Here is a 15331-nt window from a genome sequence, read left to right on the forward strand (position 1 = left end):
TGAATAAGTGATTTGGATTGCCCCAAACTGCCGTTAGGCTAGATGGGCGGTTCTGCGCCTCGCGCCAGTACCGTCACTCACCTTGGGAGGACCAAAATGACCAATATCATCCGCGCCATCTGTCTGATGCTCGCCACCAGCTTTGCCTTCGCGCTCCACGCCGAAGAGACCGAGCGTTACGGCAAGCAGAAAGTCGTCTATCACATCAACTATAACGGCGGCGAAGGCTCCAAAGCGCATCTGGGGGCCATGCGCAACATTCAGAACCACATCAATGCCGTCGGGGCCGAGAATATCGACGTGAAGGTCGTGCTGCATGGCAATGGGCTGAGCCTCTTGGCCGATGCCAAGGGCAACGACAAGATGCAGACAACCGTATCATCGCTCAAAGGGCAGAACGTCAGCTTTCACGTCTGCAACAACACCCTGCGCGGCCGCGAAATCAGCTATGAGGATGATCTCTATGATGTGTGGGAGGAAGACATCGTGCCCTCCGGCGTGGCGGAACTGTCGCGCCTGCAACAGATGGGCTACACCTACATCAAACCTTGAACCGTACCGCCCGGGAGGGGGGAACACTCCCCCCGGGCGTTCGTTTTGTCACTCTCCCGCTGCGCGGGTCTCATACATCAGCCCCTTGGCGCTGCCTTCGGCGAAACCCTTCCAATAGCTGTGGTCGTCCTTTTTGGTCCCGTCTTCTTCGACCGACCAGACGCCAGCGTTGGAATCCTCTACCAGATCAAGGTAGCCCCCCTTCTCGGCATCATTCTTCAGATGGCTATCCATCCATGCGGTCACGAAATGCTGGGCGATATTGTTCATCCGCGCCGTGTCCCAAACCGCATCGGTGTAATGTTCTGAAATGTTGAACCCTTTGTCCTCGCTGAAGTAATAGGACTCCGTGGGCGCGGGCATCGGCGCGCCGGCGTTATGGCCTGCGTTCATATAGGTCAGCAGCGCACGGTCGACGTTTGAAGTGTTTTGCCAGATGGCGCGAATGCCGTCTTCGTAAAGCGATGTGTCATCCTGCGATCCGGCGATAAAGAGCATCGGGATCTGCACACCCGCCAGACCTTCGGCATCCCAAAAACCACGGTTCATGCCCCAAGGGCCAAAGGCCACGGCCGTCTTGATGCGCGGATCAGGCAGCGCGTCGTGGGTGTCTGACCCGGCCTGATGAATGCCCAATGTGCCATGCGGCCCACCCCATGTGTAGCCTACAGAAGCCTCGGTCACGCCGCCGCCTGCGGTGATAATCGCGCCATAGCCGCCCATGGAATAGCCGATCAGCCCGGTGTTCTCGGCGTCATAAAGCCCTGCAAAATCGCCACCCTCCGCGGCTTTTTGCGCCATCTGCTCCAGGACAAAGAGTTGGTCCAGCGAGCGGTTCACCAGCGTCGAGCCAAAGGCCGCCTGCGTGCGGTAGGTGCTGTCGGTGTGGTCGATGGAGGCCACGACATAGCCCTTGGAGGCGAGGTTCTCGGCCAGATGCGACAGCAGATAGCGGTTGCCCGGATAGCCGTGGCTGATCAGGACCAGCGGAAAGGTCTCGCCCGAGGCCGGATCGACATCGCGCATCGCCTGTCCCTGCAACGTGACCTCGGTGGTGCCGTCGCGCAGATAGGCTTTGAAGGCGGTTTCGCCCTGCGCGCCCTCGGCGGCAGGGTAATACATCTCAACGGTCAAAGGTCGGTCATAGCGCGGCATCTCATCGGGCTTATCGGCGGCCGGGTCGATGGCGAGTATGTCGATCTGATCGGGGTTGACCATCTCAAGCGTGCGCACGCCCACCGCGTGGTCGCCATAGGCCGCGAGTTCGGGCGCGTTCGGCAATTGTCGGTCGATCCGATTCTCCGCCTGCGCCGCCCCTGCGGTAAGGCTGGCGGCAAGCAGGGCCGTGGTGGTCATATGTCTATGCATGGTTCGTCCTCCCTTGGATAGGCCCGAGCCTACCTGCGTTGCGGAGGCAAGCAAGCGCCCTAGCCGTGACGTTACGGAAGTTTCACACTTACCCCCGCGCGGCGCGGGCCACTTCTGCCTCAGAGAGCCCATACCTCCCGGCGAATTTGGCGCGGGCGGCCAACAGCCTTGGGTCATCGGGTTTCATGCCCAAGGTGCGGATAAAGGCGATGCGCTGCTGCTGTTTCAAGGCTTCGGTGTCGATATCCGTGCCCATGGCGCGGTCGATAATCTCTCCGCCGGGGCTGACGTGGAACCACTTGTTGAAGTCGCGGAAGTGATGCTGGTTGTGCAGCCGCGTGACATGCCGCTCGACCGGCGTTTTGGGGACCGTCAGATGCGCGGTCATGTGGAACCACTCATAGCCCAAAAAGGTCAGCACCCCGCCCAAGGGCACGATTGCCGTGGCAATCCAAAGGCTTGCGTCAAACCCCAGCAGCGCCGCAATGCCCCAAACCAAAAGGAAATTACCCACAAGCATCGGCAAAGCGACCCAGAGCGGCACAAAGAACAGCCCGTGATTGGTGGGAAAATCATGATGCCCGTAATGCGCGCGGTAGAGCAGATCAAAGGCCCATTGCCGTTTCGGCGGATCAAGGTGAAAGACATGCCGGTGCAGGTTGTATTCATTGAGCATCTGCGCCGCGATCCCCAGCGGCACCAGCGCCCAGCACCACAGCGGCGCGCCCCAGAGCATCGCGCCAAAGGCAACCACACCGGCCAGCGCCATGAGCGATACCCCCGCGTGGCCAAACATGATCCTGATCCGTGACATCCGCCTGACCTCCCCATCCTGCGCATCCGGTAGGCAAAAGTGTAACAAATCCCCCTCGCCCCTGTCGCGCATGACGTTAGGTGCCCTTGGTCGCTTGACCTCCCCCCGCATTCTGGCCCACATCCGCCCATGAGCAAAGCGACCCTGACCATCGACCTGCAAGCCATCGCCGACAACTGGCGCGCCCTTGACCGCATGACGGGAGCCGAGACCGGCGCCGTGGTCAAAGCCGACAGCTATGGCCTTGGTGCGGCCCGTGTGGCGACAGCCTTGGCCGAGGCTGGCGCGCGACAGTTCTTTGTGGCCTTGACCGAAGAAGGCGTAGCACTGCGGCAGGCCTTGGGCGAAGGCCCGGTGATCAATGTCTTTTCCGGCCACATGGCAGGCGACGCCGAGGCGATTGCCGGTGCCGCCTTGACGCCGATGGTCAACTCGACCGAGCAGCTTTTGCGCCAGCTTGAGACCCTGCCCGGCCATGGCTTTGGCATCCAACTCGACAGCGGCATGAACCGGCTGGGGATGGAGCCTGCGGAATGGGCGGCCCTGCGCGACATCGCACTCAGCCAGAACCCCTCGCTGATCATGTCGCATCTGGCCTGCTCAGACGAACCGGGACACGAGATGAACGACGCGCAGCTGCGCAGCTTTCACGAGATGACCCAAGGGATCGACGTCCCGCGCTCGCTCTCTGCCACGGGGGGCATCCTGCTGGGCTCTGATTATCACTTCGATGTCACGCGGCCCGGGATTGGCCTTTATGGCGGGCGGCCCTTCACCGATGCGCGGCCTGTGGTCACCCTTGATGTGCCGGTGATCCAAACCCGCAACGTCACCCCGGGAGAGACTGTGGGATATGGCAACACATGGACGGCAGAGAGCACGGTGAAGCTCGCCACCGTCGCTGCGGGCTACGCCGACGGGCTCCAGCGCGCCATGGGCAATGCAGTCGGCGCGGCCTCTTTCCAACATGACGGCATTTCGCTGCCAATTGTCGGGCGCGTGTCGATGGACCTGATCACGGTGGATGTTTCTGCGTTGGATGAAGTTCCCACGACATTGCAATTGCTGGGGCCAAAGCAGGGTGTCGATGATCTGGCGGATTGGGCCGGGACGATCGGCTACGAAATGCTCACCTCACTCGGGGCGAGATACGCGCGGACCTACGCCGAATAGTTCGGCGACTTTCCCCCATTTCGTATTGAGTGGACTGCAGATCGGCGGCGCTTTAGCGTGGCTATTTTCCCACAGGCCTGCCCCGCCCGTCTTCGGCAAGCGACAGGTAAATCACCCCAATCACTGCAAAAAGTTTACGAAAAACCTGAGGTTGTGCCATAATGTGGGCAAAACTGCGTTAAATCCTCAGCATAATTCCGCACTGAATGGGAACAAAGAAGGATAAAGAGGCGTTGGTCGGCAGAAACTTGCTTAGTAGCTCTTCCAGGGGGGAGAAAGTATGTCCCAGCTTCGTTCATTCGCCTACCTCATCCAATTCGCCTTTCAACGGCTGGCCGTTGTGGTCTTTGCCCTCGCGGCCCTTGCCCTCACCGTGGCCAGCATCATGGCCGGGATCGGCCTTTGGGATTGGATCAGTCTTGACCTTCGATATGGCGGTGAGCCTGTTGAAAACGCTGGGATGTACGCCCAGCTAACCTTGACCGCTCTTGCCGTGGGCCTGTGTTTTTTCCTGCCCACCAACCGTCGCGTCATGCAGCTTGAAACCTCGCACCGCCAGTTCAATGTCGGCATGCAGGACGTGGCCCGCGCCTACGGTGCCGTGCACGCTGCCGACCGTGCGGAAACCTTTCAGATGAGTTCGGAATTTGATTCGGTGCGCGAACGTCTGGCCTATCTGCGCGATCACCCCGACCTCAGCACGCTGGAGCCCGCCGTTCTGGAAATGGCCGCACAAATGAGCCACGTGGCCCGCGATCTGGCCGAAGTTTACTCGGATGAGAAACTGGCCCGTGCACGCAGCTTCCTGAAACAGCGCCAAGAAGAGGTCGAGTTGTTCAACAGCCGTCTGGATCAGGCCAAAGCCATCTCGACAGAGATGAAACATTGGCTCCACGAAGTCGAACTCGAAGAGAGCGTCGCCGTAGCCCAGCTTGAGCGCCTGCGTGACGAGATGCGTGAGATCATGCCGGAGCTTGGCCTCGAACGTGTGGTGCAAACCGAAGCCCCCGAGCGCCAGCCGGAGCCGACATCGCTCGACAATATCGTGATCGATCTGCCTCCCAAAGCTGCCGAGTAACACCGGCGGCAGCATCCGGCCTATTGGGTTCCCCCCCGGGATCATCACCCAAAGGCCGGATGCTTTTCCTTTGACGCCATCCGGCACCTGCGCGAAAAGGGCCCATGGCCAAATCCTCCTCCAGTTTTTCCTGCGCCGAATGCGGTGCGAAACATTCCAAATGGTCCGGGCGCTGTGACGCCTGTGGCGCTTGGAATTCGATCGTCGAAGACAAGGGCATCTCCGCAGGCCCGCCCAGCAAATCCTTGGGCGCACGGCGCGGCTCTGCCATTGAACTCACCGACCTTGCCACCCAAGAAACCCCGCCACCGCGCGCGCAATCCGGTATTGCCGAGTTGGACCGCGTTCTGGGCGGCGGCTTGGTGCCCGCCTCGGCGATCCTTGTGGGCGGCGATCCGGGCATCGGCAAATCAACCCTCCTGCTTCAAGCCGCCGCCCATTTTGCGAATTCGGGGCTAAAAACGATTTACGTCAGCGGAGAGGAAGCCAGCGCGCAGGTCCGCATGCGCGCCCAACGGCTGGGCCTTTCAGAAGCGCCCGTGAAACTAGCAGCGGAAACCAATCTGCGCGACATCCTCACCACGTTGGAAGCCGAGCGGCCGCAGCTTGCCATCATCGATTCCATTCAAACCATGTGGGCCGATAACGTCGAAAGCGCGCCGGGCTCGGTCAGTCAGGTGCGCGCCGCGGCGCATGAGTTGACCAGTTTCGCCAAACGGCGCGGGGTTGCCGTGATCCTCGTGGGCCACGTCACCAAAGAAGGTCAGATCGCAGGCCCGCGGGTGGTGGAGCATATGGTCGACACTGTGCTTTATTTCGAAGGCGAACGGGGCCACCAATTCCGCATCCTGCGCGCGGTCAAAAACCGTTTTGGCCCGGCGGATGAAATCGGCGTGTTCGAGATGACGGGCGGCGGTCTGTCTGAGGTCCTCAACCCCTCGGCGCTGTTTTTGTCGGAACGCGGCCAACCCTCCCCCGGGTCGGTGGTCTTTGCGGGCATCGAAGGCACGCGGCCCGTCTTGGTCGAGCTTCAGGCGCTTGTTGCCCCCTCGCCCCATTCCCAGGCGCGCCGCACCGTGGTGGGGTGGGATTCGGGCCGTCTGGCGATGATCCTCGCGGTGTTGGAGGCGCGCTGCGGGATTCCTTTTGCGGGGCTGGATGTCTATCTCAATGTGGCCGGCGGCATGAAAATCTCGGAGCCCGCCGCTGATCTGGCCGTGGCTGCCGCGATCCTTTCGGCCCGAGAAGACGCGGCCCTGCCTGCCGAAACCGTTGTTTTCGGGGAAATCAGCCTGTCCGGTGCGCTGCGCCCCGCCAGCCAGACGGAAAACAGGTTGAAAGAGGCGCAAAAACTTGGTTTTACGAGCGCTATTGCACCGCGCGGCGGGAAAGCCGTGGGTGCGACCGGAATTGCGCTGAATACGATGAGCGATCTGACCGGATTTGTTGGCGAAATTTTCGGGGCGGGCTGATCCCCCCTTAGACGAGGGCGAGAACGCGCATGGACGGTTTTACCATTATTGACGGGGTGGTCGCGGTGGTCATCGTGCTATCGGCACTGCTGGCCTATGGCCGCGGGCTGGTGCGCGAGCTGATGGCGATTGTCGGCTGGATTGCAGCGGCAGTGCTGGCCTTTCTCTTTGCGCCGCAGGTTGAGCCGCTGGTGCGTGAGCTGCCCTATGTTGGCGAATTCCTTGCCGACAGTTGCGAATTGTCGGTGATCGGTGCCTTCGCGCTGGTCTTTGCTGCCGCCTTGATCGTGGTTTCACTTTTCACCCCGCTGTTCTCTTCGTTGGTGCATCGTTCGATGCTGGGCGGCCTTGATCAAGGGCTTGGCTTTATTTTCGGCGTCGTGCGCGGCGTGCTTTTGGTGGCGATTGCCTTCTTCGTCTACGACACGGTCATCACGGGTGAGCGCACGACAATGGTCGAAAACAGCCGCTCCGCTGCTGTATTCTCGCGCTTTACCGGCCAGATCGAAGAAAAAGACCCGCAAGAGGCGCTTGGTTGGATCACCAACCGTTATGAGGCGCTCGTTGGGAAATGTAGCGCCTAAAGCCTTCATAAACTCTTAACACTATCGTTTTAGACAGGCGGCCAGAACAACGGGCCGCCTGTTTTGCGTTTGGGGCACATCCGGGACTGGCAGCGGTGCACCTGCTGCCCAGTTCTCGACCCCTCGGCACGCTTTATCGCGCCTGTCGCTCCTTGCGGGCGACATGCGGGGTGACAGTCGGGTGCGAAGCCCCTACATAGGCACCGACCCCACCCGGATTCGGAGTTGCCCCGTTGTCCAAGCTCATGCCACCCGCCCATCCCTTTGACACATCCTACCTGCGCGACAGCGGAGATGAGGATAAACTGAAGGAGGAATGCGGCGTTTTCGGCGTGGTTGGCGTTGCTGACGCCGCCACTTTCGTGGCCCTTGGCCTCCACGCCCTCCAGCACCGCGGACAAGAGGCAGGCGGCATCGTCAGCTACGATCCCGAAGCTGGTTTCCAATCGGCCCGCCGCTTTGGCTATGTCCGTGATAACTTCACCTCGCAGGATATCATGCAGACCCTGCCCGGCGAGTTGTCCATCGGACATGTGCGCTATTCCACCTCCGGCAACAAAGGCCCCACCGCGATCCGCGATGTGCAGCCTTTCTTTGGCGAGTTTGCCATGGGCGGTGCCGCGATTGCGCATAACGGCAACATCACCAATGCCAACGCGCTGCGCCGCGAGCTGATCGAACGCGGTTCGATCTTTCAGTCTTCCTCGGACAGTGAGTGCATCATTCACCTGATGGCGCGGTCGTTGCAGCGCAACATTCCCGAACGGATGGAAGATGCCCTGCGGCGGGTCGAAGGGGCGTTTTCTGTCGTGGCAATGACCCGCACCAAGTTGATTGGCGTGCGCGATCCGCTAGGAGTTCGCCCGCTGGTTCTGGGCCGTGTCGGCGATGGATGGGCGCTGAGCTCTGAAACCTGCGCGCTTGACATCATCGGGGCCGAATTCGTGCGCGAGATCGAGCCGGGCGAGATGGTGGTAATCACTGAGAAAGGCGTCGAAAGCCACTTCCCCTTCCGCCGCGTCGCCTCGCGTTTCTGCATTTTTGAGCACGTGTATTTCAGCCGCCCCGACAGCATCCTCGGCGGTCGCTCGGTCTATGAAACGCGCGAGAATATTGGCCGCGAACTGGCCAAGGAAAGCCCGGTTGACGCCGATCTCGTCTGCCCCGTGCCCGACAGTGGCACCCCGGCAGCGATTGGTTTCAGCCTTGAATCCGGCATTCCCTACGCGATGGGCATCATCCGCAACCAATATATGGGCCGGACCTTCATCGAGCCGACAGAGCAGATCCGCAACATGGGTGTGCGTCTCAAGCTCAACGTCAACCGTGCGCTTATCAAGGGCAAGCGGGTGATCTTGGTCGACGACTCGGTGGTGCGCGGCACGACCTCGCGCAAGATCAAAGAGATGATCCTCGACGCTGGCGCCGCCGAGGTTCACTTCCGCATCGCCTCCCCGCCTACGGCATGGCCTTGTTTCTACGGTGTCGACACCCCGCAGCGCGAAAAGCTGCTGGCGGCGACCATGTCCGAAGACGAGATGCGCGATCACCTACAGGTCGACAGCCTCAAGTTCATCTCGCTCGACGGTCTGTACCGCGCGGTGGGCGAAGCCGAAGGCCGCAAGGCCGAGTGCCCGCAGTATTGCGACGCCTGCTTCTCGGGCGACTACCCGGTCACCCCTGCCGATCAGGTCAAGGAAGGGTTCCAGATGAAGCCCGCCGCCGAATAACCTGCGAGACAGATTTTATCAAAGCAAAGGCCGCGCCCGGAACCCCGGACGCGGCCTTGTTTTTTACCACCCTCGCGGGGTCGCTTGCTTAGTTTTGCGCCGCAGGCTCGGCCGCATCATTGGCGCTGTCCGTCGCATCATCCACGGCGTCGCTGATCGCCTCTCCGGCGGCATCGACCGTATCGGTGATCGCCTCTGCCGCGTCTTCGGCGGCATTGGTCACATCCTCGGCCACCTCTGGGGCATTTATCGCCTCAGAGGCTTCGATGGCCACTTCCTGCGGCCCTTTGCCGGTGAAAAGCATATAGCCCGCCAGCGCAATCAACGCCGCCACGACCAACCAGACCAGATTCTTCATTCCATTCCCCTTAATCTACGCCCCGCGACGTTAGAGATTACCCCCGGGGCCGCATAGCCGTCAATTGCGCCACATTCGCCCCAGATCAAGGGTAAATCGCCGCAAAGCCCACGCATAGCGCGATTTTGCGGCTTGAAGATGCCCCCCTGCGGGTTTACCTTGCATTCTCGAATTAGGTAACAATCAAAGGACCATCACCATCGCTCGCAGACCTCATAACGCGCCGCCCCAACGTGACACCGGCCCGCGCGTCAACGACAAGATCCGCTCCAATGAAATCCGCCTGATCGGGGCGGACGGCGAAAACGTCGGCGTTGTGACGCCTCAGCGTGCCATGGAAATGGCCGAAGAAGCTGGGCTCGACCTTGTCGAGATTTCGCCCAATGCCAAGCCGCCCGTGTGCAAGATCATGGATTTCGGCAAGTTCAAATATGAACAGCAAAAGCGCGAGAGCGAAGCCCGCAAGAAACAGAAGATCATCGAGATCAAAGAGGTCAAGTTCCGTCCCAATACGGATACGAACGACTACGATGTGAAGATGCGCAATGTCTTCAAGTTTCTCGAAGGTGGCGACAAGGTGAAGGTCACCCTACGGTTCCGTGGCCGTGAGATGGCGCACCAGAACCTGGGTCGTGAGCTTTTGGAGCGCGTTGCTGCGGATACCAAAGACATCGGCCGGGTTGAGAACTTCCCCAAGATGGAAGGCCGCCAGATGGTCATGGTGATCGGGCCCCTGCCCAACAAGTGATCCGCTCTATGTCGGGTCCGCACGGCGGGCCCGATTGATCATCTTACAGCCTATAACGCAAAACGCCCCCGGATCGCTCCGGGGGCGTTTTCATTTTAGGGGTAGGTCTGCTTAACGCAGCAGACCGGTAATGTTCCGCACGACCGCACGGCGGTTCGCAGGTTCCGCTGACGTCGTCGGCACGCGCAGCTGGCTTTCACCGTAGCCCTGCGTGATCAGGTTGGCAGGCGGTACATCGAAGTACTCCGTCAGAGCCAGTGCAACGGTCTCTGCACGGCGGTCCGACAGGGCGAGGTTGTAGCTCGCATCGCCAACCGCATCCGTATGCCCTTCGACAAGGATCACGGTGCGCGGGTCCTTCTGGATCAGGTCACGCAGCGTGGTGCCGATATTGGCAAGCGAACGGGCCTGCTCAGGCTGGATCGCAGCAGAGCCTGTGGGGAAGCGCACGGCGTCCAGTTCCAGCTGCGGCGCGAGAGAGCGCACCTCACGGATTTCGCGCACCTGACGCAGGGAGAATGTCCGCCCCTGATCGTTGCGCAATTCCGTTTGCAGAGCCTGACGCAGCGCTGCTTCGTCCTGCGTGCTGGCGCGCTGAGCTTGCTGGGTTTCCTGAACCTGCGGCAGGTCGTTCACCACAACTTCACGCTCTTCGACAAGGTCATCCACAAGTACGTACTCGCGGCCCTGTGCGTCAAAGTTGGTGCGGCGCAACACGGTACCATCGCGCGAACGAATGGTCTCGACCCGGCTGCCATCGCTCTTGGTCACGATGGTACGGGTGGAGCCGTCGTCGAAGGTCTGCGTTTGCACTTCATCGCCGGGGCGACGCAGCAGCGCGTTGTCGTCCTTCAGAACACGCAGTTCACCAGTGTCGTCCTGAACAACCACACGGTCACCGGAACGGCTGACGATCTTTTCACCGTTGTTCAGCACCGACCCCACGGCCACGGCGCCAAGGCCAAGCAGCAAGGCTTTCTCGAAGTCCGACAGCCCGCTGTCGTCATCGTTTGAGGCCGCTGCTTCGGCTTCACCGGCGGCGGTCACTTTGGTGTCGAAATCTTCGTCCGAGGTACGCACGTCCTCTTCGGTAACTTCTTCGGTCACTACTTCTGCTTCCGCATCGTTTTCGGCAGCAGCGGCAGCCGCAGCAGCGGCGGCCTCACGCTCGGCACGGCGTTCCTCACGACGCTCTTCGCGGCGCTCGGCACGGCGGGCTTCGCGGCGCTCTTCACGGGCTTGGATCTGCTCTTCGGTCAGACCAGCGTTGTCTTCTTCGCCCACCGCTTCGCCGCTCATTTCGGCTTCGGTTTCGGCATCCTGAGCGGTTGTGGCAGCAGCTTCGTCATTCTGGACCGTTTCTGCTTCGGTCGCAGTTTCGCCCTCCAGCTCGCTTTCGACAGGCTCGGTGGTTTCTACGGGTGTATCAGCAGTTGCTTCGGCTTCTGCAGTGGTTTCGGCCTCGGCCTCAACTTCCGCGTCCTGCATGGTCTCGGCTTCAACTTCAGCCTCTTGCTCGACGACGGGTTCGGCTTCGACCTCTTGCTCAACCTCTGCTTCTGCTTCCGCTTCGGCCTCTACCTCTTCGTCAACTTCGGCTTCAGCAGTCGCCTCGGCCTCGGCTTCCGACGCAGCTTCGGCGGCAGCTTCAGCTTGCGCCTCTGCGGCATCAGCAGCTTCGTCGGCCTGTTCAACCGCGCTGTCTACAGCGGCAGCGGCGGCATCGCCGGTGGACTCAACCGCATCGGCAGCTTGATCCAAGACAGAACCGGGTTCCGCTTCGGCCTCGGTTTCAACTTCAGCTTCCGCTTCGGCTTCCACTTCCGCCGAAGCTTCCGCATCAGCGCTCAGCCCGGCGATGACGCGCAACTCTTCGGCGTTCTCTACCGTTTGATCGTCAAATGCGCAGGGAAACTCTGTCGCTTCGCCCACGGGGCCGCATTCGGCCAGATTCTGCTCCTGAGCGAAAGCGCCATGCGGGAAGGCCAATGCAAGGCTCAGACCCAGCGAAGTCGTAGATCTCAGTAGGTTTTTCATGTTCACGTCCTCATTATTACGGGAACGCCGTTCGGGCAGCGCTTGTCACCCAACGCATAATGGGGGCGCTGGTTCCGCTATCCAATATCAATACCTTATCCCATGAAAATACCGCGCCCCCATTCGGGGACGCGGCAAAGGTTTACAAAGTGTTATCGACTATCAGGCGATGGCTGCGACAGCGCGGCGGGTCATCACGCCGCAAAGATGCGCGCGGTAGGCGCCGCTGCCGTGCAGATCACTGATCATATCATCCGAACCGAGGGTGAGCCCCTCTAAGGCACCAGCCTCAAACCGGCCAGACAAAGCGGCTTCGGCCTCCGTCCAGCGGAAGACACCATCGTTCGACGCGCCGGTGATCGCCACGCGCACTCCATCACTGAACCGGGCGACATAGGCCGCGACCAGCGGAAAGCGTGAGGCGGGTTGGATGAACTTCTCGTAATGCGCGGCATGCGGAATGGGAAAGCGCACGCCGGTCACGATCTCCCCTTCTTCCAAGGCGGTGGTGAACATGCCCTGAAAATAGTCATCAGCCGCAATTTCGCGCCGGTCGGTTTCAATCGTCGCCCCGCTGGCCAAGGCCCCGGCGGGATAGCAGGCAGAGGGGTCGTTATTGGCAAGCGATCCGCCGATCGTGCCGCGGTTGCGTACCGCCGGGTCACCGATCCGCGCGGCGAGGCTGGCCAAGGCGGGATAGCTTTCCGCGGCCTCGCGCATGACGGTCGCGTGGGTCGTGCCGCCGCCAATCCAAAGCGCGCCATCGCGCATTTCCACGCCTTTCAACGCATCAATCCCCGCCAGCGACACCAGAACCGAGGGCATCGCCAGCCGCGCCTTCAGCGTGGGGATCAGCGTCTGCCCCCCGCTCAGCGGTTGCGCGTCTTCCTGCCCCAAGGCCTTGACCGCATCCGCCACGCTGCTGGGGCACTCTACTTCGAATTCATACATCTTTCATCCTTCCCAGAGGCCGCCCGTGCGTCGCCTCTTTGTCCAATACACTTTTCAGTAGGCCAAGGCGCTCAGCCATTCATCGCCTCCCAAACCCGCGCGGGGCTGACCGGCATGTCGATATGGCCGATGTCCTTGCCACCTGAACGCATGGCGTCGAGGACCGCGTTTACCACAGCAGGCGGCGAGCCAATCGCCCCCGCCTCCCCGCAGCCTTTGACGCCCAAGGGGTTGTGGGTGCAGGGCGTCTGGCAGGAATGATCCACGTCATAGAACGGCAGATCGCTGGCGCGAGGCATGGCGTAGTCCATATAAGACGCGCTGAGCAATTGGCCGTCTTCGTCATAGGCGCAGTTCTCCAACAAAGCCTGACCGATCCCTTGGGCCAAGCCGCCGTGCACTTGGCCGGTCACGATCATCGGGTTCACGACGTTGCCAAAATCATCGGCTGCGGTGAACCGCTCGATCGTGACATGCCCGGTGTCGGGATCAAGCTCGACCTCGCAGGCATAGGCACCCGCCGGATAGGTGAAGTTCGACGGGTCGTAAAAGGCGGTTTCCTCAAGACCCGGTTCGATCTCCTCTAGCGGATAGTTATGCGGCACGTAAGCCGCGAGCGTCACATCGCCCCAAGCCACGGATTTGTCTGTGCCCGCGACGCTGAAGGCCCCATCCTTCAACTCGATATCCCCTTCCGAGGCTTCGAGCAGGTGGCTGGCGATCTTTTTGGCCTTGGCGATGATCTTTTCCGTCGCCCGGACCATGGCGCTGCCGCCCACGGCCAGCGAGCGTGAGCCATAGGTGCCCATGCCCATCGGTGTGCGCGCCGTGTCGCCATGGACGATCTCGACCATATTCTCATCGATGCCAATCATATCGGCCACCACTTGCGCAAAAGAGGTCTCATGCCCCTGCCCGTGGCTGTGACTGCCGGTCATGACAACCAGCCCGCCGGTCGCGTTGACCCGCACCGTGGCGCTTTCATACAGGCCCGCACGTGCACCCAGTTGGCCGACAAGGTTCGACGGCGCGATGCCGCAAGCCTCGATATAGCAGTTCACGCCGAAACCGCGCAGCTTGCCTTTGGCTTCGCTTTCCTTGCGACGGGCTTCGAAACCGGCGTGGTCGGCAATCTCCTCTAGCTTGTCCATCGTGGCGTTGTAGTCGCCGGTGTCATATTCCACTGCCACCGGCGTGGCATAGGGAAACTCCGTCACGAAGTTCTGGCGGCGCAGTTTGATCGGGTCGACCTGCAACTCATGCGCGGCCTTGTCGATCAGACGCTCCAATTGATAGGTCGCCTCGGGCCGTCCGGCACCGCGATAGGCATCTACTGGCACGGTATTGGTAAAGACCGCCTTAACGTTCACGTAAATCAGCGGCGTTTTGTAGTTCCCCGCCATTAGCGTGCCATGCAGCCACGTCGGCACCGAGGGCGCGAAGGTCGACAGATAGGCCCCCATATTGGCGTAGGTATCGGTGCGCAGCGCGGTGAAGTTGTTGTCGGCATCCAGCGCCAGTTCGATCTTGGTCACATGGTCGCGGCCATGGGCATCCGACATGAAAGCCTCCGACCGGCTGGAGGTCCATTTTACCGGACGCCCCACCGCCTTGGCGGCAAAGGTGCAAAAGGCTTCTTCTTGGTAGTGGAAAATCTTGGTGCCGAAACCGCCGCCCACATCCGGGGCCACAACGCGCAGCTTATGCTCGGGGATGCCCAGCACAAAGGCGCCCATCAGCAGGCGGATCACATGCGGGTTCTGGCTGGTTGTATAAAGCGTATAATCGCCAGCCGAGCGGTCGTACTCGCCGATGGCCACGCGCGGCTCCATCGGGTTGGCCACAAGACGGTTGTTGACCAGTTCCAGCGTGGTGACATGCGCGGCGTCTTCGAAGGCCTTGTTCACCGCGTCTTTGTTTTCCTCAACGAAACCCCAGTCATAGCAAAGGTTGCTGGTCAGATCGTCATGCACCTTGGGCGCATCGCCTTTGACTGCGTCTTTCATGTTCACCACGGCGGGCAACTCGTCAATGTCTACGACGATTGCCTCAGCAGCATCGCGCGCCTGTGCCAAAGTCTCCGCCACCACGGCGGCGATTGGTTCCCCCACATGGCGGACCTTTTCGTGGGCCAGCACCGGGTGCTTCGGCTCTTGCATGGGTTGGCCATGTTTATCGGTGATCTGCCAGCCACAGGGCATCCCGCCGATTTCGGCAAAATCCGCGCCGGTGAAAATCTTCAGCACGCCGGGCATGTCTTCAGCGGCAGAGGTATCGACCCCCGTCAGCCGCCCATGCGCCACGTCGGAGCGCAGGAAAAACACATGGGTCTGGCGGCGCAGGTTAATATCATCCGTGTAGCGCCCCGACCCGGTGAGAAAGCGAATGTCCTCCCGTCGTTTGCTGCTAGCGCCGATTCCGCGCGTCGGTTCAAGATCCTTAGGCATAATGTCCTCCCGTTTGGTG

Annotated in this window: 13 protein-coding genes; 7 read left to right on the top strand and 6 right to left on the bottom strand. The window is 61.0% G+C overall.

Going from position 1 to position 15331, the window contains the following annotated elements:
• Positions 1-96: 96 nt before the first annotated feature.
• Positions 97-552 carry a DsrE family protein gene (locus tag R1T45_RS14735; protein WP_067941853.1) on the top strand — a complete coding sequence of 152 codons (456 nt, stop codon included), beginning with the start codon at positions 97-99 and terminating at the stop codon, positions 550-552.
• Between the two features lie 48 nt (positions 553-600).
• Here R1T45_RS14735 and R1T45_RS14740 read toward each other — a convergent pair whose 3' ends face one another.
• Both R1T45_RS14740 and R1T45_RS14745 read right to left on the bottom strand, forming a co-directional pair.
• Positions 601-1908 carry a dienelactone hydrolase gene (locus R1T45_RS14740; protein WP_317391102.1) on the bottom strand — a complete coding sequence of 436 codons (1308 nt, stop codon included), beginning with the start codon at positions 1906-1908 and terminating at the stop codon, positions 601-603.
• Positions 1909-2008: 100 nt separating this feature from the next.
• On the bottom strand, positions 2009-2716 hold the full coding sequence (locus R1T45_RS14745; RefSeq protein ID WP_317389445.1) for a sterol desaturase family protein: 708 nt from the start codon (positions 2714-2716) through the stop codon (positions 2009-2011).
• Between the two features lie 147 nt (positions 2717-2863).
• Here R1T45_RS14745 and alr point away from each other — a divergent pair, with 147 nt between their 5' ends.
• From alr to purF, 5 genes are all read left to right on the top strand, one after another.
• Positions 2864-3907, top strand: coding sequence for an alanine racemase (gene alr, locus R1T45_RS14750; RefSeq protein WP_317389446.1), 1044 nt, complete (start codon positions 2864-2866; stop codon positions 3905-3907).
• Between the two features lie 280 nt (positions 3908-4187).
• The gene (locus R1T45_RS14755) at positions 4188-4985 is read left to right on the top strand and encodes a DNA repair protein (protein WP_067629125.1); all 798 of its coding nucleotides are present in this window, start codon (positions 4188-4190) and stop codon (positions 4983-4985) included.
• Positions 4986-5089: 104 nt separating this feature from the next.
• On the top strand, positions 5090-6457 hold the full coding sequence (radA, locus tag R1T45_RS14760) for a DNA repair protein RadA (RefSeq protein WP_120350916.1): 1368 nt from the start codon (positions 5090-5092) through the stop codon (positions 6455-6457).
• Between the two features lie 29 nt (positions 6458-6486).
• Positions 6487-7041 carry a CvpA family protein gene (locus R1T45_RS14765; RefSeq protein ID WP_067629130.1) on the top strand — a complete coding sequence of 185 codons (555 nt, stop codon included), beginning with the start codon at positions 6487-6489 and terminating at the stop codon, positions 7039-7041.
• A gap of 245 nt (positions 7042-7286) precedes the next feature.
• Positions 7287-8771: an amidophosphoribosyltransferase gene (gene purF, locus R1T45_RS14770; protein WP_067629132.1), complete on the top strand. Its 1485-nt coding sequence runs from the start codon at positions 7287-7289 to the stop codon at positions 8769-8771.
• 88 nt (positions 8772-8859) lie between these two features.
• Here purF and R1T45_RS14775 read toward each other — a convergent pair whose 3' ends face one another.
• Positions 8860-9129, bottom strand: a complete 270-nt coding sequence (locus tag R1T45_RS14775) for a hypothetical protein (RefSeq protein ID WP_067629134.1) — start codon at positions 9127-9129, stop codon at positions 8860-8862.
• A gap of 199 nt (positions 9130-9328) precedes the next feature.
• On the opposite strand from R1T45_RS14775, the gene infC reads away from it, so the two are divergent.
• Positions 9329-9877, top strand: a complete 549-nt coding sequence (gene infC, locus R1T45_RS14780) for a translation initiation factor IF-3 (protein ID WP_067941840.1) — start codon at positions 9329-9331, stop codon at positions 9875-9877.
• A gap of 111 nt (positions 9878-9988) precedes the next feature.
• Here the strand turns inward: infC and R1T45_RS14785 are convergent, their stop codons facing one another.
• The 3 genes from R1T45_RS14785 to R1T45_RS14795 all read right to left on the bottom strand — a co-directional run bounded on the left by R1T45_RS14785 (position 9989) and on the right by R1T45_RS14795 (position 15312).
• Positions 9989-11914: an OmpA family protein gene (locus R1T45_RS14785; RefSeq protein WP_317389447.1), complete on the bottom strand. Its 1926-nt coding sequence runs from the start codon at positions 11912-11914 to the stop codon at positions 9989-9991.
• A 162-nt stretch (positions 11915-12076) separates the two neighbouring features.
• The gene (locus R1T45_RS14790; protein ID WP_132443524.1) at positions 12077-12865 is read right to left on the bottom strand and encodes an FAD binding domain-containing protein; all 789 of its coding nucleotides are present in this window, start codon (positions 12863-12865) and stop codon (positions 12077-12079) included.
• Positions 12866-12936: 71 nt separating this feature from the next.
• Positions 12937-15312 carry a xanthine dehydrogenase family protein molybdopterin-binding subunit gene (locus tag R1T45_RS14795; RefSeq protein WP_317389448.1) on the bottom strand — a complete coding sequence of 792 codons (2376 nt, stop codon included), beginning with the start codon at positions 15310-15312 and terminating at the stop codon, positions 12937-12939.
• Positions 15313-15331 lie beyond the last annotated feature (19 nt).

This window comes from Sulfitobacter sp. LC.270.F.C4, from assembly GCF_032922545.1.
Lineage (GTDB): Bacteria > Pseudomonadota > Alphaproteobacteria > Rhodobacterales > Rhodobacteraceae > Sulfitobacter > Sulfitobacter profundi.

Excerpts from the sequence above, each read along its gene's own strand:
- R1T45_RS14735 (WP_067941853.1), top strand. The coding sequence starts at position 97 with ATGACCAATATCATCCGCGCCATCTGTCTGATGCTCGCCACCAGCTTT.
- R1T45_RS14740 (WP_317391102.1), bottom strand. The coding sequence starts at position 1,908 with ATGACCACCACGGCCCTGCTTGCCGCCAGCCTTACCGCAGGGGCGGCG.
- R1T45_RS14745 (WP_317389445.1), bottom strand. The coding sequence starts at position 2,716 with ATGTTTGGCCACGCGGGGGTATCGCTCATGGCGCTGGCCGGTGTGGTT.
- alr (WP_317389446.1), top strand. The coding sequence starts at position 2,864 with ATGAGCAAAGCGACCCTGACCATCGACCTGCAAGCCATCGCCGACAAC.
- R1T45_RS14755 (WP_067629125.1), top strand. The coding sequence starts at position 4,188 with ATGTCCCAGCTTCGTTCATTCGCCTACCTCATCCAATTCGCCTTTCAA.
- radA (WP_120350916.1), top strand. The coding sequence starts at position 5,090 with ATGGCCAAATCCTCCTCCAGTTTTTCCTGCGCCGAATGCGGTGCGAAA.
- R1T45_RS14765 (WP_067629130.1), top strand. The coding sequence starts at position 6,487 with ATGGACGGTTTTACCATTATTGACGGGGTGGTCGCGGTGGTCATCGTG.
- purF (WP_067629132.1), top strand. The coding sequence starts at position 7,287 with ATGCCACCCGCCCATCCCTTTGACACATCCTACCTGCGCGACAGCGGA.
- R1T45_RS14775 (WP_067629134.1), bottom strand. The coding sequence starts at position 9,129 with ATGAAGAATCTGGTCTGGTTGGTCGTGGCGGCGTTGATTGCGCTGGCG.
- R1T45_RS14785 (WP_317389447.1), bottom strand. The coding sequence starts at position 11,914 with ATGAAAAACCTACTGAGATCTACGACTTCGCTGGGTCTGAGCCTTGCA.
- R1T45_RS14790 (WP_132443524.1), bottom strand. The coding sequence starts at position 12,865 with ATGTATGAATTCGAAGTAGAGTGCCCCAGCAGCGTGGCGGATGCGGTC.
- R1T45_RS14795 (WP_317389448.1), bottom strand. The coding sequence starts at position 15,312 with ATGCCTAAGGATCTTGAACCGACGCGCGGAATCGGCGCTAGCAGCAAA.